Annotated in this window: 16 protein-coding genes and 1 riboswitch; of the genes, 14 read left to right on the plus strand and 2 right to left on the minus strand. The window is 46.9% G+C overall.

Features of this window, described 5'->3' with window-relative positions; translation table 11 throughout:
* Window positions 1-179 precede the first annotated feature (179 nt).
* The 5 genes from ACWP87_RS00610 (at window position 180) to ACWP87_RS00630 (ending at window position 3488) form a co-directional block, all read left to right on the plus strand.
* Window positions 180-566, plus strand: coding sequence for a hypothetical protein (locus tag ACWP87_RS00610; RefSeq protein ID WP_005686453.1), 387 nt, complete (start codon window positions 180-182; stop codon window positions 564-566).
* Window positions 541-1266 carry a segregation and condensation protein A gene (locus ACWP87_RS00615; RefSeq protein ID WP_005689268.1) on the plus strand — a complete coding sequence of 242 codons (726 nt, stop codon included), beginning with the start codon at window positions 541-543 and terminating at the stop codon, window positions 1264-1266. The genes ACWP87_RS00610 and ACWP87_RS00615 overlap by 26 nt, the downstream gene beginning before the upstream one ends.
* Window positions 1266-1883 carry an SMC-Scp complex subunit ScpB gene (gene scpB / locus ACWP87_RS00620; protein WP_014569628.1) on the plus strand — a complete coding sequence of 206 codons (618 nt, stop codon included), beginning with the start codon at window positions 1266-1268 and terminating at the stop codon, window positions 1881-1883. The genes ACWP87_RS00615 and scpB overlap by 1 nt, the downstream gene beginning before the upstream one ends.
* Complete coding sequence (locus ACWP87_RS00625) at window positions 1867-2613, plus strand: pseudouridine synthase (RefSeq protein ID WP_005686446.1); 747 nt, start codon at window positions 1867-1869, stop codon at window positions 2611-2613. Before scpB ends, ACWP87_RS00625 begins: the two co-directional genes overlap by 17 nt.
* Before the next feature lie 76 nt (window positions 2614-2689).
* Window positions 2690-2811, plus strand: a riboswitch (FMN riboswitch).
* Between the two features lie 98 nt (window positions 2812-2909).
* Window positions 2910-3488, plus strand: coding sequence for an ECF transporter S component (locus ACWP87_RS00630; protein ID WP_005686444.1), 579 nt, complete (start codon window positions 2910-2912; stop codon window positions 3486-3488).
* 170 nt (window positions 3489-3658) lie between these two features.
* On the opposite strand, the gene ACWP87_RS00635 is transcribed toward ACWP87_RS00630, so the two are convergent.
* The gene (locus ACWP87_RS00635) at window positions 3659-3916 is read right to left on the minus strand and encodes a ferredoxin (RefSeq protein ID WP_005689273.1); all 258 of its coding nucleotides are present in this window, start codon (window positions 3914-3916) and stop codon (window positions 3659-3661) included.
* 79 nt (window positions 3917-3995) lie between these two features.
* Between ACWP87_RS00635 and ACWP87_RS00640 the strand changes: the two genes are divergently transcribed.
* The 8 genes from ACWP87_RS00640 to ACWP87_RS00675 all read left to right on the plus strand — a co-directional run bounded on the left by ACWP87_RS00640 (window position 3996) and on the right by ACWP87_RS00675 (window position 12622).
* Window positions 3996-4985 carry a YpbB family protein gene (locus ACWP87_RS00640; RefSeq protein ID WP_005713853.1) on the plus strand — a complete coding sequence of 330 codons (990 nt, stop codon included), beginning with the start codon at window positions 3996-3998 and terminating at the stop codon, window positions 4983-4985.
* On the plus strand, window positions 4972-6381 hold the full coding sequence (locus ACWP87_RS00645) for a RecQ family ATP-dependent DNA helicase (RefSeq protein ID WP_014569629.1): 1410 nt from the start codon (window positions 4972-4974) through the stop codon (window positions 6379-6381). Before ACWP87_RS00640 ends, ACWP87_RS00645 begins: the two co-directional genes overlap by 14 nt.
* Before the next feature lie 59 nt (window positions 6382-6440).
* Window positions 6441-7082, plus strand: coding sequence for a LysM peptidoglycan-binding domain-containing protein (locus ACWP87_RS00650; protein WP_014569630.1), 642 nt, complete (start codon window positions 6441-6443; stop codon window positions 7080-7082).
* Between the two features lie 65 nt (window positions 7083-7147).
* The gene (cmk, locus tag ACWP87_RS00655) at window positions 7148-7816 is read left to right on the plus strand and encodes a (d)CMP kinase (RefSeq protein ID WP_014569631.1); all 669 of its coding nucleotides are present in this window, start codon (window positions 7148-7150) and stop codon (window positions 7814-7816) included.
* Window positions 7817-7900: 84 nt separating this feature from the next.
* Window positions 7901-9211, plus strand: coding sequence for a 30S ribosomal protein S1 (rpsA, locus tag ACWP87_RS00660; RefSeq protein ID WP_005686432.1), 1311 nt, complete (start codon window positions 7901-7903; stop codon window positions 9209-9211).
* 146 nt (window positions 9212-9357) lie between these two features.
* Window positions 9358-10665: a ribosome biogenesis GTPase Der gene (der, locus tag ACWP87_RS00665; protein WP_005686431.1), complete on the plus strand. Its 1308-nt coding sequence runs from the start codon at window positions 9358-9360 to the stop codon at window positions 10663-10665.
* A 233-nt stretch (window positions 10666-10898) separates the two neighbouring features.
* The gene (locus tag ACWP87_RS00670) at window positions 10899-11174 is read left to right on the plus strand and encodes an HU family DNA-binding protein (RefSeq protein ID WP_005686429.1); all 276 of its coding nucleotides are present in this window, start codon (window positions 10899-10901) and stop codon (window positions 11172-11174) included.
* Between the two features lie 182 nt (window positions 11175-11356).
* Window positions 11357-12622, plus strand: a complete 1266-nt coding sequence (locus ACWP87_RS00675) for a tetratricopeptide repeat protein (RefSeq protein WP_014569632.1) — start codon at window positions 11357-11359, stop codon at window positions 12620-12622.
* An 18-nt stretch (window positions 12623-12640) separates the two neighbouring features.
* Here the strand turns inward: ACWP87_RS00675 and ACWP87_RS00680 are convergent, their stop codons facing one another.
* The gene (locus ACWP87_RS00680) at window positions 12641-13519 is read right to left on the minus strand and encodes a YitT family protein (protein WP_005686424.1); all 879 of its coding nucleotides are present in this window, start codon (window positions 13517-13519) and stop codon (window positions 12641-12643) included.
* A 100-nt stretch (window positions 13520-13619) separates the two neighbouring features.
* Here ACWP87_RS00680 and ACWP87_RS00685 point away from each other — a divergent pair, with 100 nt between their 5' ends.
* A complete protein-coding gene (locus tag ACWP87_RS00685) occupies window positions 13620-14816 on the plus strand; it encodes a CCA tRNA nucleotidyltransferase (RefSeq protein WP_014569633.1) in 1197 nt (398 codons plus the stop codon).
* Window positions 14817-14866: the final 50 nt, after the last annotated feature.

Genomic DNA, 14866 nt, shown 5'->3' on the forward strand with positions numbered 1-14866 from the left:
ACCGTTGAGACGTTACGGGCCAGATCTTTTGTTGCTTTGCGGAAGGTGACTAAAGTTTAAATCTAAGCACAACGGCAGGTAGCCAACCGCTATTCCCATGGCATAGTCCAATTTAGTTCACATTGCCCCGGTCTCGTTTCTATGATAGAGTGTCTGGAGAGTATCTTTTGGAGGCAAATATGCTGGTTAAATATAAAAACGACTATGAGAAAATCGCGATGGGACTTTTATCCTTTATCCCGGATCTCAAAGATGTCGGGCATCTGAAGACTGAACTTAAGATGTACACTGAAGATGATTCCCATGCGTTGTATTTGTATAAACATCATCATGATTTTGTCGGTGTGGTCGGTGTTGAATTAAGTGCCGATTTTGTTTTGGTGCGGCACTTGAGCTTCTCGCCAAACTTCCGTGATGAGGCCACCGCATTTGCCGCATTGGCAGAATTAACAAAGCTTTTTCCAGATAAGAAACTGATGGGTGCATTGGAACACGCATCGTTGATAGCTGCTTTTAACAAGTTTCGAAAAGAGGATGACCATGGCACTGACACTCGTGCTGAATGATTTCTCCGGGCCGTTGGATTTGCTTTGGCATTTGATTCGGACTAACGAAGTCGATATTTATGATATTCCAATCGCCGAGATCACCACCCAGTACCTTGACTACCTGCACCAAATGCAGGATTTAGCACTGGACGTGGCCGGCGATTATTTTGTCATGGCCGCTAATTTGATGGTCTTAAAAAGCCGGCTATTGTTGCCACAACCGGAACCGGAAACAACCGCGCCAGATGAGCCGACTGATCCGCGAGCTGACTTAGTGGCGCAGTTGTTGACTTATCAGGTGTATCAGGAAGCGGCAAAGGATTTAAAGCAACGTGAAGCCAAGCGTGCCCAGGCTTTTGCCAAGCCAACAACTTTGCCGGATGAAAAGATGGCGGTCCCGCTTGCTCCAGGAACGGTCAAACTAATTGATCTTCAAGCGGCGATGGCGCGGGTCATGAAGGCCCAACAGGCAGCGCGGCAAACGATTGCCCACATCGAAACGGAACCGGTCTCGGTAGAAAAACGCATCGGTGAAGTTTTGCGTGCCTTGCAACAAGATGGTCAGTGTTTATTTGCGGATTTATTAGCAGTCAACTCGGTGGAACAGGTCGTGACGACTTTTTTGGCTTTGTTGGAACTAATGAAGAATGATCAGGTGATTTGCGAACAAGATGCGCCATTTGATCCGATTACGGTGACATTGAAGGAGGCTGCTTGATGGAGCCGGTATTAGAGGCAATCTTATATACGGCTGGCGAAAGCGGTGTGACGCTTGGCGAACTTGCCAGTATCTTGGAAATCAGTGAAAGTGCCATGCGCCAACAACTGGAGGCGTATCAGCAACGATTGGCCGCAGACGACCAGCGCGGATTACAAGTACAACAGTTTGCCGATCGATATTACCTGCTGACCAAACCGGCCTTTGTATCCGCGATTAAAAAATATTTTGCGGGGCCACCCGCTGCTGGTCTATCCCAGGCAGCATTGGAAGTGTTGGCCATTATTGCGTATCAGCAACCGATTACCCGGATAGAAATCGATGAAATTCGCGGCGTTCAGAGCTCCGGTGCGCTTACAACCTTAGCATCGCGACAACTGATTAAAGAAGCAGGGCGCAAAGAAGCACCGGGGCGTCCGATTCTATATGCCACCACCCAGTTTTTCCTGGATTATTTTGGCCTCAATCAATTGGCCGACTTGCCGCCACTAGCCGATGCACCTGAAGATACAGGAGAAGTCGATCTCTTTACGGCATTTCGCGATGATGATCAGTCACAAATGGCTGAAGATGATAAGAAAATGGAGCAAAACCAACAACATGACAACCAAAAATGAACGACTGCAAAAAGTCATTGCCAACGCCGGTATTGCATCACGGCGACATGCAGAAACACTCATCGCATCTGGCCACGTTAAAGTTAACGGTCACGTTACGACAGAAATGGGCATCAAGATCGGACCGCATGATACCGTTGAAGTAGATGGGGTGCCAATCGGGAAGGAAGCCAAGCGCTATTTCCTGTTCTATAAACCACGTGGCGTTATTAGTGCTGTCGAAGATAATAAAGGGCGCAAAGTTGTGACTGATTATTTCGAGGACGTTCAGGAACGTCTTTATCCAGTAGGCCGACTGGATTACGATACGAGCGGTTTGCTAGTCATGACCAATGATGGCGAATTGGCCAACCATCTCATGCATCCGCGCTATGCCCTGGAAAAGAAATATGTTGCCAAGGTTGAAGGAATCCCTAACCGACCGGCGCTAGCACCACTTAAGACCGGTGTTTCAATTGATGGTAAAATGACGGCACCGGCAAAGGTCGAAATTTTATCAACTGATAAGGCTAAGAAAACCGCAATTGTGGCCTTAACCATTCACCAAGGTATGAATCATCAGGTAAAAAAGATGTTTAAAGCAGTTGGTTTTCCAGTGATCAAACTTTCTCGTGAAGCTTATGGTAATCTGACCTTGGCCGGATTGCAGCCAGGGGAACACCGGCCAATCAAACCTCAGGAGCTTCATGATCTTCGTCAATTAACCGGTGAGCAAGAAGAAGCACATTAATTGTTAACGCATTCAAGGTAAATGCTTGAATTTGTGAGGGTTGTTTGCTACAGTGTGATTGTAATTAAATAATTTGGTTCGTCTTCAGGGCAGGGTGTAATTCCCGACCGGCGGTATAAAGTCCGCGACCCGCTTTTTGCGGTGGAACCGGTGTGATTCCGGTACCGATAGTGATAGTCTAGATGGAAGAAGATGGGGCTTTTTTGAATCTGTATTCAATCAAAGACCTATTCCCCCCTGAAGGAGGAATAGGTCTTTTTAAGTTCCGGAAGACGGCCTCACGGAGGTAATGTTTTATGGCAAGTCGTTCTAAGGTTCATCGTTTGGTGGGCATTGCACTTTTGGCGGCAATCGGGTATGTGCTGATGATGTTTTCATTCCCGATTATTCCGGCATTTCCCTTTTTAAAGTTGGATTTGTCTGACTTGGTTGTTCTTTTAGGGGGATTACTTTACGGTCCTGTTGGCGGGATTGCTGTTGCGTTTGTTCGGAGCTTGGTTCACTTCGCTTTAACTGGCGGTGGTGTTGTTAACCTGATTGGTGATTTGGCCGCCTTTATTGCCAGTGTCGGCTTCTTGTTACCAGTCGTTTATACGATTCGCGGTAAGCATCGGATTTGGCGGCAGATTGAAGGGCTGGTTTTAGGGACCTTGAGTTTGACAGTTGTGATGAGCGTGCTGAACTGGCTGGTGATCACCCCGATGTATATGGCTGTCTTCAATTTCAATTTAGGGATGTCTTTGACTAAATATGTTCTAATTGGGGTTGTGCCATTTAACTTAATCAAAGGCGTCGTCATTTCAGTTGCCTTCTTTGCAATTGCAAAGGCACTGGCTCCATGGTTAGCACGTCAGGAAATGCAAATGAGCCATTAAAAGCTGTTCCGGTTTTCATTTGACTGATCGGTTCACTTAGACAAGCAAAAAGCATCCAACTTGCGCGGATGCTTTTTGTTTGCCTGAAAATGTTAGCGACATAAACGTTAACAGGAATCAATGCGTAATTTATCGATAGCGGTCTAATTTGGCTGGCCGGTTACGCTTGATTATTCCGCTTTTGTTGGCGTAAACGGAGCCGTGTTAAACGGGTGGTCACTGCGTTTGATGGCATGTGTCGGGCAACGCTGATACGCAAGCCGAAAATCAATTTTTGCATGATCATCCAGTGGCTTTGTGCCAGTGTTGCGATCAGGCTTATAATAAGCAATACCGGCTTCGTCATAGTCAAACAAGGCTGGTGCCAACATTTGACACAGTCCACAAGCAATGCATTCGGGACGTTCCACTCTGCCATATAATGCCATGTTAATAGAGGACTCCTTTATAATTTTCAGTTTAACCACACCCAAGTATACAATAATCAATGAAAAAGAGGTGACTGGCTTGTTGACAGACTTGGCCATTCAATTTTTTGATACCCAGCCACGGCGAGAGCGAGCTGTATTCGGCCTGTTAGCCGGTAAGAAAACCATTTCAAATCTCTATGCCGCTTTAACCCACCAGCAATTGCAATGGTTGCAGCTTTATCCAAGCCTGTCTAAAGAGTTGTTTTTACAGGCAGTGGCGCAGTTAAAAATGCATGGTCAGTTAACAACGACAGAAACCGGGTTGGTGTTAACCGCAAAAGGCCAACAGTTTCAGCGTCAAGCGGCAAAACGGGTGCCATTACCGACCTACTATCAGCCGTGGATGCACCTGGCAAAATTTGCGCCGCGGTTCTTTTTGGCCATTCAGGTTTTGTCAGAAGCCAGTTACCACTCACAGGCATATCGTCCGATTAGTACCGATTGGGCGAATCAGCAAGCGGTTAAACGCTGGTATCGCCAACTGAATATCGAGTCTGCGATTGCGGATTTGATTGCGCTTTTTGAACGGTTGCCGCCGCAGTTAGCTGACATACTAGCGGCTAATCTAATTGGTCACGATTATGCTGGTCAAGCGCAACCACCTACTTTAAGCGCACATTTCAGCCGCATCAATGCTTTGGCAGCCTTAGTTAACGAGATTGCGGCAATTAAGGATGAAGGCAATCCGTGGTACGAGCTATGGGGCGGCCCGCAAGATCTGGTGACGCGTCCGGCACGTTATAGTTTACAGCAAGTCCAAGCCGGTGTTGGCTTAAAGGCGATTGCAAGTAAAAGTCACCGTAAACTGAGTACCGTGAAAGAGCATTTGCTGCTGGCGGCTATCATGGGAGAGTCGCTTCCGGTCGAAGAATTGATTCCGCAACCGATCCATCAAGCATTGGATCAGATCGATCAGTGGCAAGATCATCAAGTCTTATTGGATACGGTTCCAGCCACTGATTTCTTTCAGGTACGCTTGTTTCAAATCTTGAAATTGCAAGGGAGATGGTCGCGTGTCGCAACTTGAAACGGCCTTGGCGCAGCATTTTGGCTTTAAACAGTTTCGTCCTGGACAAAAAGCCATTATCGAATCTGTTCTTAGTGGGCGTGACACCTTAGGCATTTTACCCACCGGCAGCGGCAAATCACTTTGCTATCAATTGCCGACCTTAATTAACCATAAACCGACTTTAATTGTCGAACCACTGATTGCATTGATGCATGATCAAGTGGGAAGGCTGCAGGCAGCGGGCGAAAAACGCGTTTTGGCATTATCCGGGCAAATTGCGCCGCCCCACTTTGCTCAGATTTTAGCGTATTTGAACGTTTATCGCTATCTGTTTATTTCCCCTGAAATGCTACAGCGAACCGATGTTATGTCTGCGTTGAAGCAGCTAGATCTTGGGCTGCTGGTAATTGATGAGGCACATTGTATTTCACAGTGGGGACCGGATTTTCGTCCTGCCTATTTACAACTGGGGCGAGTTAGGGCGCAGTTACATGTGGATGCCGTTTTAGCGTTAACGGCAACTGCACCGAATCAAGTCCGCAGCGATATTTTAAACCAACTGGCAATGCAAAATCCGAATACAATTGCGGATTCAGTTGATCGGCCTAATATTTTTCTGGGCGTTGAGATGTGTCAAAATGAACAGGAGAAGCATCAGCGCCTAGTTCAACTCTTGCAAGCCAATGTCGGACCAACGATTATTTATTGTGCCACTAGGGCAGCAGCGGAAAACTTGGCAACGGTGTTAAAGAACGCGGGATTGAAAGCCGCTTTTTACCATGCCGGGTTGGATTCACATCAACGTGATTTGATTCAACGTCAATTTCAATTTGATCAACTGCAAGTCATCTGTGCTACGAGCGCATTTGGTATGGGGATAGATAAGGCTAATGTGCGCTTAGTGGTTCATTTATATGTACCCGAGTCGCTTGAAGCCTATTATCAGGCAATCGGTCGGGCAGGGCGAGACGGAGCCGCGAGTCTGGCTGCAATGATTGTGACGCAAGATGACTTGAATCGAAGCCGGGGACTGGCGGGGATGTTGCCGGATCAGACGATGATCCAGACAGTTTTTGCCCATCCTGATATTTATCGCGATTTCGACGATCCTCAGATAAATCTGATCGAAGCCTATATTGCAGCTGGTTTTTCGCTGGCACAAACGCAACAACAATTGCAGCATCGGCTAGCAGAAAAGCAAACAAGTTTTATGGCCATGGCCGCATTTGTCAATGAATCAGGTTGTCGCCGTGCACTGTTACTCAAGCACTTTGATTCACCGTCCATTTCACATCATGCCTTTTGTTGCGGGCCGGTGACGGCGGAAGTGCTAGAGAAGTTAGAGACAGCGAATGTATCGGCACAGCTTCCGCCTAAGCACTGGCAGGCAGTTTTTAGGCAAATCTTTAGATAAGCGGCGTCTTGATCCGGTTCAATATGATACAATAAATCCATGTAGTGAGGAGGATCGTGATGGCGGAAAAAGATAAAAACCAACATGATAACGCGGATCAAGAACAACATCAGGGTGAGGATGCCAATAAGCCTTGGGAAACCCTTTTCGATGACGACCGTGACGATCAGGGCAATTTAAGCCGAGTCGCCACCCGTAAGAAGCGGCAAGGTAGTTCGAAGCTGACTTGGATATTGGCTATTTTGCTGATATTGGCAGTTTTAGCACCGATTATTTATTATAAAGTCATGGATAATCAAGGAAGCAGCGGTGGCAACCTGTCAAATGACAAGGTTGTGATTCAAAGCGCCAAAAAGACCAGTCATTCATCCAAGACCAAGAAATCCGCCAAGTCTTCCAAAACGTCTAAGACTTCTAAGACTTCTGCAAAGGAAGCCTCAAGTAGCCAACAGGCAACATCTGCGCAAGCGAGCTCAAAGGTTAGTCAAGCACCCAGCGCCTCCCAAAACCAGGAGCAGGCAAGCGCGTCAGCAGCACCAAGTCAGGCCAGTACGGCTGGCAACTCCTATACGGTCAAGTCAGGCGACAATCTTTATCGGATTGCGGTTAACCACAACATGACGTTGGACGAGTTGTTACAGTTAAACGGTCTTAGTGCCAACTCCGGAATCACACCGGGAACCGTTTTAAAAGTGAAATAATAGTGACACGGCCCTGTTCGGATAGTTAAATCGATGAACAGGGTTGTGTGTTGTGGAGGAAGTTCATGCAGATTGCGATTGACGGCCCTGCAAGTGCCGGCAAAAGTACGATCGCGAAACTTGTGGCAAAAAAATTAGGTTATATTTATTGCGATACCGGTGCGATGTATCGGACTGTTACTTATATGGCGCTTAAAGATCAGTTGCCATTGGATGATGAAACGACCATTTTACAGCATTTGAGTCAGCTGCAGATCCGGTTTGCGCCTGGCGATCCAGAACAACGTGTTTTTATGAATGATGAAGATGTGACGTTGGCAATTCGTGAACCGGACGTGACAAATAATGTTTCTCAAGTTGCTGCTTTGCCAGGTGTCCGAACTGAATTGGTTGAGCGGCAGCGGGATATTGCTGCAAAACATGATATTGTGATGGATGGCCGCGATATTGGAACAACCGTCTTACCGCATGCGGCGTTGAAAATCTTTATGGTGGCTTCGGTGTCGGAACGCGCAAACCGTCGCTACAAGGAAAACGTTCAAAAGGGAATTAAAACGCCACTTGCCACGCTGGAAGCGGAAATTGCTGAGCGTGACCGCAAAGATTCCCAGCGGAAGGTTTCACCGTTACGTCAAGCTGCCGATGCCATTCGTATCGACACAACGCGTATGACAATTGAAGAAGTTGTCGCGAAGATATTAGCATTGGTTGCAGAAAAGAAGCAGGCAGATTGACCAGAGCAAAATAAGCGCTGGTAATTTGATTCGTTTTCAAGTACAATAGATCCAGTATACAGCTGCATAGGAGGATTTTTTGGCATGAGTGATAATAACGTTAATGAGAACACCGAAACAATGGCGGACGCCCTTAAGAGTGTCACCACAGTAAAGATTGGTGACACTGTTAAAGCAGATGTCCTTGCTGTTGAAGATAAACAATTGATCGTTGGGATCGAAGGAACAGGCGTTGAAGGCGTGGTCCCGATCAAGGAGTTATCAACTCAGCCAATCGATGACATTCACGATGTTGCCAAAGTTGGCGACAAACTTGATTTAGTTGTGCTTTCAACGGTTGGCAAAGATAAAGAAAATGGTCAGTTCCTACTGTCCAAGCGCCGTCTGGAAGCACAGAAGGTTTGGAAAGAAATCCAAGCTAAATACGAAGCCGGCGAAACCATTACCGCACCGGTTACCAGTGTGGTTAAAGGTGGTTTGGTTGTTAACGCAGGTGTCCGTGGATTCGTTCCGGCATCCATGGTTGAAGACCACTTCGTTGAAGACCTCAATCAATACAAGGGCAAAGAGCTTGAATTTAAGATTATTGAAATTGAACCTAGTGAAAACCGTTTGATTCTTTCACATCGGGCAATTGTTGAAGCAAGCAAAGCCGAAGCACGCAAAGAAATCTTTGCAAAAATTCAGCCTGGTGATGTTGTTGAAGGCAAGGTTGCTCGTTTGACCAACTTTGGTGCCTTTGTTGATCTTGGCGGTGTTGATGGTTTGGTTCATGTTTCTGAAATTTCATTTGACCATGTTGATAAGCCAAGTGATGTTTTGAAAGTGGGACAAGAGATTAAGGTTAAGGTTTTGAATGTTGACCCTGACCGTAACCGTATTTCCCTTTCGATCAAGGCAACCTTGCCACAACCATGGGATGACATCGAAGAAAAAGCGCCTGCTGGCTCGGTTTTAACCGGTACCGTTAAGCGTTTGACAACTTTTGGTGCTTTTGTCGAAGTATTCCCTGGGGTTGAAGGACTTGTTCATATTTCCCAGATTTCCCATGAACATGTTGCGACCCCGGCGGATGTTTTGAAAGAAGGCCAAGAAGTTAAGGTCAAGGTGCTTTCGGTTGATCCGGATGCTCATCGTCTGGCATTGTCCATCAAAGCCTTGCAGGATCGTCCAGCTGGTTCCAGCGATGCGTCTGAGGGTCACGAAGGCGGCAATAACGGCAATCAGGAACGTCGGCGTTCATCCCGTCCTCGTCGTGGTAACGATCGCCATCAGTCAAGCTCGATCCCTGCTGAATATCAGCAAGATGATTCTGGCTTCTCACTCGGCGATATCCTTGGTGATGCGTTGAAAGATGCCGCTAAAGGTAACGATGATCAGGATGATAACAAGTGATTTTACCATCCGTTAAAAAGTTGAGCCTTGGCTCAACTTTTTTTATGCTAACGCTGCTGTTTATAATTTATATACTGGCAGTGAGTGAACTAGATCATGTTAAGCTACCAATAACAAACTTGGTTAAAGAAAGGAGGCCGTGATATATGGTCTTACCAACACTTGCTATTGTCGGACGTCCCAATGTCGGTAAATCGACAATTTTTAATCGAATTCTTGGTGAACGGGTCTCAATTGTTGAAGATACTCCCGGCGTCACGCGTGACCGAATTTATGGCAAAAGCGAATGGCTAGGAAAGGAATTTGCGGTGATTGATACTGGTGGTATTGATCTCGGTGATGAACCTTTTTTAGCGCAAATCAAAGATCAAGCAGAAATTGCGATTGACGAAGCCGATGTCATTTTATTTTTGACCAGTATTGAAGCAGGCGTGACTGACGCAGATGAACGAGTTGCCCAGATTCTTTATCGGGCCAATAAGCCGGTCGTTTTAGCCGTGAACAAGGTTGATAACCCTGAACGCCGCCAAGACATTTATGATTTTTATTCCTTGGGTTTTGGCGAGCCGCTACCGCTTTCAGGTACGCATGGTATTGGCTTAGGTGATGTTTTGGATGCAGTCCTAGCGGCGTTTCCTAACGAAGCCAGTGCGGACGAGGATGATTCAATCAAATTCAGTTTGATTGGCCGGCCCAACGTCGGAAAGTCCTCGTTGGTAAATGCGATTCTGGGAGAAAATCGGGTTATTGTCAGCCCGATCGAGGGAACGACACGAGATGCCATTGATACTAAATTCGAAGCTGACGGTGAAACTTTTACGATGATTGATACTGCCGGCATTCGTAAGCGTGGCAAGGTGTACGAAAATACCGAAAAATACGCGGTGATGCGCGCGTTACGGGCCATTGATCGTTCGGATGTGGTGTTATTCGTGATCAATGCAGAAGAAGGCATTCGGGAACAGGATAAAAAAGTGGCCGGTTATGCCCATGAAGCCGGGCGCGGCATTATTATTGTCGTCAATAAATGGGACACACTTGAAAAAGATAATCGCACCATGAAAGACTTTGAGAACTTAATTCGTCAGGAGTTCCAATATCTAGACTACGCCCCGATTATTTTTGTTTCTGCGAAGACACATCAGCGTTTACAGAGTCTTCCGGCCATGATTGTCGAGGTTTCAGAAAATCAAACCCGGCGAATTCAAAGCAGTGTTTTAAATGATGTCTTAATGGATGCCATTACTGTTACCCCAACACCGACAGTCAATGGGAAGCGTTTGCGTATTTATTATATGACGCAAGTGGCCGTCAAACCGCCTACATTCGTGGTTTTTGTGAATGATCCCGATTTATTGCATTTTTCTTATGAGCGTTTCCTCATAAACCAGTTACGGCAGGCATTTGACTTTTCCGGCACGCCGATTCATGTTATTGCGCGTAAACGTAAATAAATTTGACAATTTCTGACAATGACTTTTCATTTAATAAATCGTGATTTTCGATAAAGGTTTCAAGGATCTCAGCCAAAAAGTTTGGCAAAAACCTTGTCACAACGGGCTTGCTATGCTATGTTTAAACCTGAAATGATGATACATAATTATCATTGTTTCTTCATTCCTGAGCGGTCAGGAATGAGCATGTTTAGATGTTCACGCATCTAATCAATTATGGAGGTGAAATATTCATGGCAAACAAAGCAGAATTGATCGAAAGTGTTGCAAGTGCAACCGGTTTGACCAAGAAGGATGCAACCGCTGCTGTTGATGCAGTTTTCGGTTCTATCCAAGATTCCCTTTCAAAGGGTGACAAGGTTCAATTAATCGGCTTTGGTAACTTCGAGGTTCGTGAGCGCGCTGCTCGTAAGGGTCGCAACCCACAAACTGGTGCAGAGATCAAGATCCCAGCATCCAAGGTACCAGCATTCAAGCCTGGTAAAGCACTTAAGGATGCCGTTAAATAAACGGTTTTCTGAGGCAACAATGAAGTAACACCAAAAACCGAGTCTTAACGGACTCGGTTTTTGCGCGTTTTGGCGAAAGCCGTTTCCGGTGATGGTCATCAGGAGCATTCAAAATCGTCAGACGCGTGTTAGACTTACACTAGATAGCGTTCATATTTAATTATTAAGTCACGGAGGCAGCTATGAGTTACGCAAAAAAGATGCTGGATGCACTCGAGGCGGGACAAATGGAAACAGCGCGCCAACTGTTTACGCAGGTTCTGGCGCATGACGATGACGAAACCCAATACAATCTGGCCGAAGAACTTTACGCACTGGGATTCAACGGTCAGGCTAAGCGTTTGTACCAGGGCTTGCTGGGCCGTTACCCGGAGCAAGGGGATTTAGCGACCGCCTTGGCTGATATCGCGGTTTCTGACGGTGATGCCGATGCGGCTTTAAATTATCTCAGTCGGATTCAGCCGGATGATCCCGCTTATGTTCAAAGCCTCATCAGTGCGGCTGATGTTTATCAGTCGTTGGGATTGTATGAGGTTAGCGAACAGAAGTTACTAACAGCGAAGCGACTGGCCCCCAAAGAGCCGGTTGTGACGTTTGCACTAGGCGAATTTTATTTTGACTGGGGACATTTTGGTCAGGCAATCGCGGCTTACAACGAATTGCTTGCTGGGGGTACAAAAGAACTGGCCGGTGTGAATGTCGAAGCGCGGCTTGCCGCCAGCTTGGCTCAAACCGGTCAATATGAAGATGCCGTTGCTGCGTATGAAGACGTTGGCGTTGACGCATTGGATCTGAATGGCCGGTTTGAACTAGGTGGTTTGTACCTGCAGCTGCACGATCCGGCTAAGGCTATTGCGAATTTGCAGGCAGTGATTGATACCGATCCGAGTTATGCCAATGCCTATTTACCCTTAGCAACTGCCTATGAGGCACAGAACCAGCCTGAGAAGGCCCTGGATACGGTTCAGGCCGGGGTTATGGTTGATGATACGAATCCGGACTTGTACGCGTTAGGCGGCAAACTAGCGCTTAGTGAGGACAATCCTGATTTAGCGGAAACATATTTACAAAAAGCATTGAAGATCGATCCTGAAGATCAAGGCAATATGTTGGCATGGAGTAATTTTCTGGTGCAAGAAGAACGTGATCAGGAGAACATTGATTTTCTTAGTCGCATTGATCAATCCGGCGATGTTGATCCGCAAATCTACTGGAATATGGCCAAAAGCTACGATCGGCTGGATAACGTCAAAAAAGCCCGGGAAAATTACCTGTTAGCGTTTAACCGTTTCCAGGATTCGCCGGACTTTCTACATGATTTAATTGATTTCTTCCAGTCAACCGGAGCCCGTGCCGAGCTAAAGGCAGCGCTGGTTCGTTATCTTAAACTGGTACCGACTGATGATGAGATGCAAATGCGGTTGGACGATCTTAATGATGAGACGTGATCCGGTTTCGGTCTTAGGTTAATGGCCGAATAAAAGGCGTCGGCGTTTCTTTTGATAAGTGAACCCTTCACCCAGTGCTTCATGGACATCCAGAATGCTAATAAAAGCACGCGGATCAATGGCTTCAATCAGCCGTTTTGTGTGGGCAATTTCGCTGGAAGCCACCACGGCGTAAACGACTTGCTTGCGGTCATGGGCAAAGCCGCCTTCTGCATGCAAAAAGGTCGTTCCGCGTTCAAGCTCGTCCATAATCGCCGTGGCAATTGCCTGGCTGTGGTCCGATACGACTAAGACACCCTTGGCAGCATAGGCACCATCAAGCGTAAAGTTGACGATGCGCGAGAAAACGTAGGCGCCAAGCAGCGTGTACATCATGAGCTCAATGTTTAAGTATGTCAGGGAAACGGTCAAGACAATGGCATCGAATATGAGCAGCGTTCGCCCCATTGGCACGCCGGTTTGCTGCTCAAGGATGCGGGCAACGACATCGGTACCTCCAGTGGTTCCGCCATGTCGATAAATAATCCCACTACCAAAGCCGCCAAAAAGCCCGGCTAAAACCCCGGATATAAACAAGTCATGGTGAATATCAATGCTTAAGGGCACCCGTTGCCAAATCCACAACCAAGCAGATAACATCAAAGTTCCATAGATGGTGTAGGCTAAAGCACGCTTGCCCAAAAATTTGTAGCCCACAATCAGCAAGGGAATATTCAACAAAACCGTGCTATAAGCCGGATCCAGACCCCACCAGTAACGAATCAGCAGAGTGATCCCGGTGACGCCACCTTCTGCTAGGTGATTGGCAATATTGATATACACGAGTCCAAAGCCGTAAAGCGCACAGCCCAAAGTGATCACTAAAAGATCCAGTCCGATTCGCGTGTTACGTGACATGAGATGCCTCCCTGAAAAGATTTTAAGCTCATTTTAACAGAGATTTTATTTTTCGGTATGATTAAGGGGAGGTGCCGGACGAAAGTAAGAGGAGAATTTGATGCAATTAGATTTAAACCAGCCAGATTTTAAAGCAGCGATCCCGATCTTGAAAAAAATCGAAGCAGCCGGATATGAAGCCTATTTTGTGGGTGGCAGTGTGCGAGATGCTTTATTGGGACTGCCGATTCATGACGTTGATATTGCCAGTTCCGCGTATCCTGAAGAAATCAAGCGGATTTTTAAGCGTACCGTGGATACTGGCATTGAACATGGCACGGTGATGGTTCTGGATCATGGCACTGGCTATGAGGTGACAACGTTTCGGACCGAATCGGCTTACCAAGATTTTCGCCGGCCGGATCATGTGACATTTGTACGCTCGTTAGCTGAAGATTTGAAGCGCCGCGACTTTACCATTAATGCCTTAGCAGTGCGCCATGATGGGACGATTATTGACTTATTTGACGGGTTAACGGATTTAAAAAATCGCCAATTGCGCGCTGTTGGCGACCCGCATGAACGGTTTCATGAGGATGCCTTGCGAATGATGCGTGCCGTCCGGTTTGAAAGTCAACTCGGGTTTCATATTGAAGCGACGACTAAAGCCGCGATTGCCGCTAATGCACCATTATTGAAGCATATTTCAGTCGAACGGATTGCTGCAGAATTCAACCGGCTTTTGGTTGGCATTGACCGGCGTGCCGGGATGCAAGACTTTCTTGATACGCACCTGTTTGCCTATGCACCCAAGCTAGCGCCTCATCAAGCAGCATTGCAGCAATTTAGTGAATTGCCAAATCAAGCGTTCACAAGTATTGCCAGTGGCTGGACGGCGTTGATCTTCATGCTTAAAGTCGCGCCGGAATCGTTTTTGCCTGCGTGGAAGCAATCCAATGACTTGATGGGTTTAGTTGACCAAGCCGTGACCTTGTTGCGGAAAATGCCGACTCCGACTGCTTGGGATCTCTACAGCGCCGGATCAGCAGCCGTGGCCGTGGTCAGTGAAGTCGCCGCATTGATGGATCACCAGTTTGTCCCGGCATCGCTGACGACTGCTTATGAAGCGTTGCCGATCCATTCCAAAAAAACCTTAGCACTGACTGGGCGTGATTTAATTCAAGCTGGCGTACGCCCGGGGCCGGCGATGGGCAAGATTTTGCATCAAATTGAGTACCGCGTGGTTGATGGCAGCTTGCCGAATGATTCAAAAAAGTTGTTAGCTGCAGCTATTGAAATGTCTCGAGAACCGTCGTAAGTGTGTTATGATAGGCATGTAAGCACATTCAACAACATCATGAAGGGCGA

This window comes from Lacticaseibacillus sp. 22, assembly GCF_055413445.1.

Excerpts from the sequence above, each read along its gene's own strand:
- ACWP87_RS00610 (WP_005686453.1), top strand. The coding sequence starts at position 180 with ATGCTGGTTAAATATAAAAACGACTATGAGAAAATCGCGATGGGACTT.
- ACWP87_RS00615 (WP_005689268.1), top strand. The coding sequence starts at position 541 with ATGGCACTGACACTCGTGCTGAATGATTTCTCCGGGCCGTTGGATTTG.
- scpB (WP_014569628.1), top strand. The coding sequence starts at position 1,266 with ATGGAGCCGGTATTAGAGGCAATCTTATATACGGCTGGCGAAAGCGGT.
- ACWP87_RS00625 (WP_005686446.1), top strand. The coding sequence starts at position 1,867 with ATGACAACCAAAAATGAACGACTGCAAAAAGTCATTGCCAACGCCGGT.
- ACWP87_RS00630 (WP_005686444.1), top strand. The coding sequence starts at position 2,910 with ATGGCAAGTCGTTCTAAGGTTCATCGTTTGGTGGGCATTGCACTTTTG.
- ACWP87_RS00635 (WP_005689273.1), bottom strand. The coding sequence starts at position 3,916 with ATGGCATTATATGGCAGAGTGGAACGTCCCGAATGCATTGCTTGTGGA.
- ACWP87_RS00650 (WP_014569630.1), top strand. The coding sequence starts at position 6,441 with ATGGCGGAAAAAGATAAAAACCAACATGATAACGCGGATCAAGAACAA.
- cmk (WP_014569631.1), top strand. The coding sequence starts at position 7,148 with ATGCAGATTGCGATTGACGGCCCTGCAAGTGCCGGCAAAAGTACGATC.
- rpsA (WP_005686432.1), top strand. The coding sequence starts at position 7,901 with ATGAGTGATAATAACGTTAATGAGAACACCGAAACAATGGCGGACGCC.
- der (WP_005686431.1), top strand. The coding sequence starts at position 9,358 with ATGGTCTTACCAACACTTGCTATTGTCGGACGTCCCAATGTCGGTAAA.
- ACWP87_RS00670 (WP_005686429.1), top strand. The coding sequence starts at position 10,899 with ATGGCAAACAAAGCAGAATTGATCGAAAGTGTTGCAAGTGCAACCGGT.
- ACWP87_RS00675 (WP_014569632.1), top strand. The coding sequence starts at position 11,357 with ATGAGTTACGCAAAAAAGATGCTGGATGCACTCGAGGCGGGACAAATG.
- ACWP87_RS00680 (WP_005686424.1), bottom strand. The coding sequence starts at position 13,519 with ATGTCACGTAACACGCGAATCGGACTGGATCTTTTAGTGATCACTTTG.
- ACWP87_RS00685 (WP_014569633.1), top strand. The coding sequence starts at position 13,620 with ATGCAATTAGATTTAAACCAGCCAGATTTTAAAGCAGCGATCCCGATC.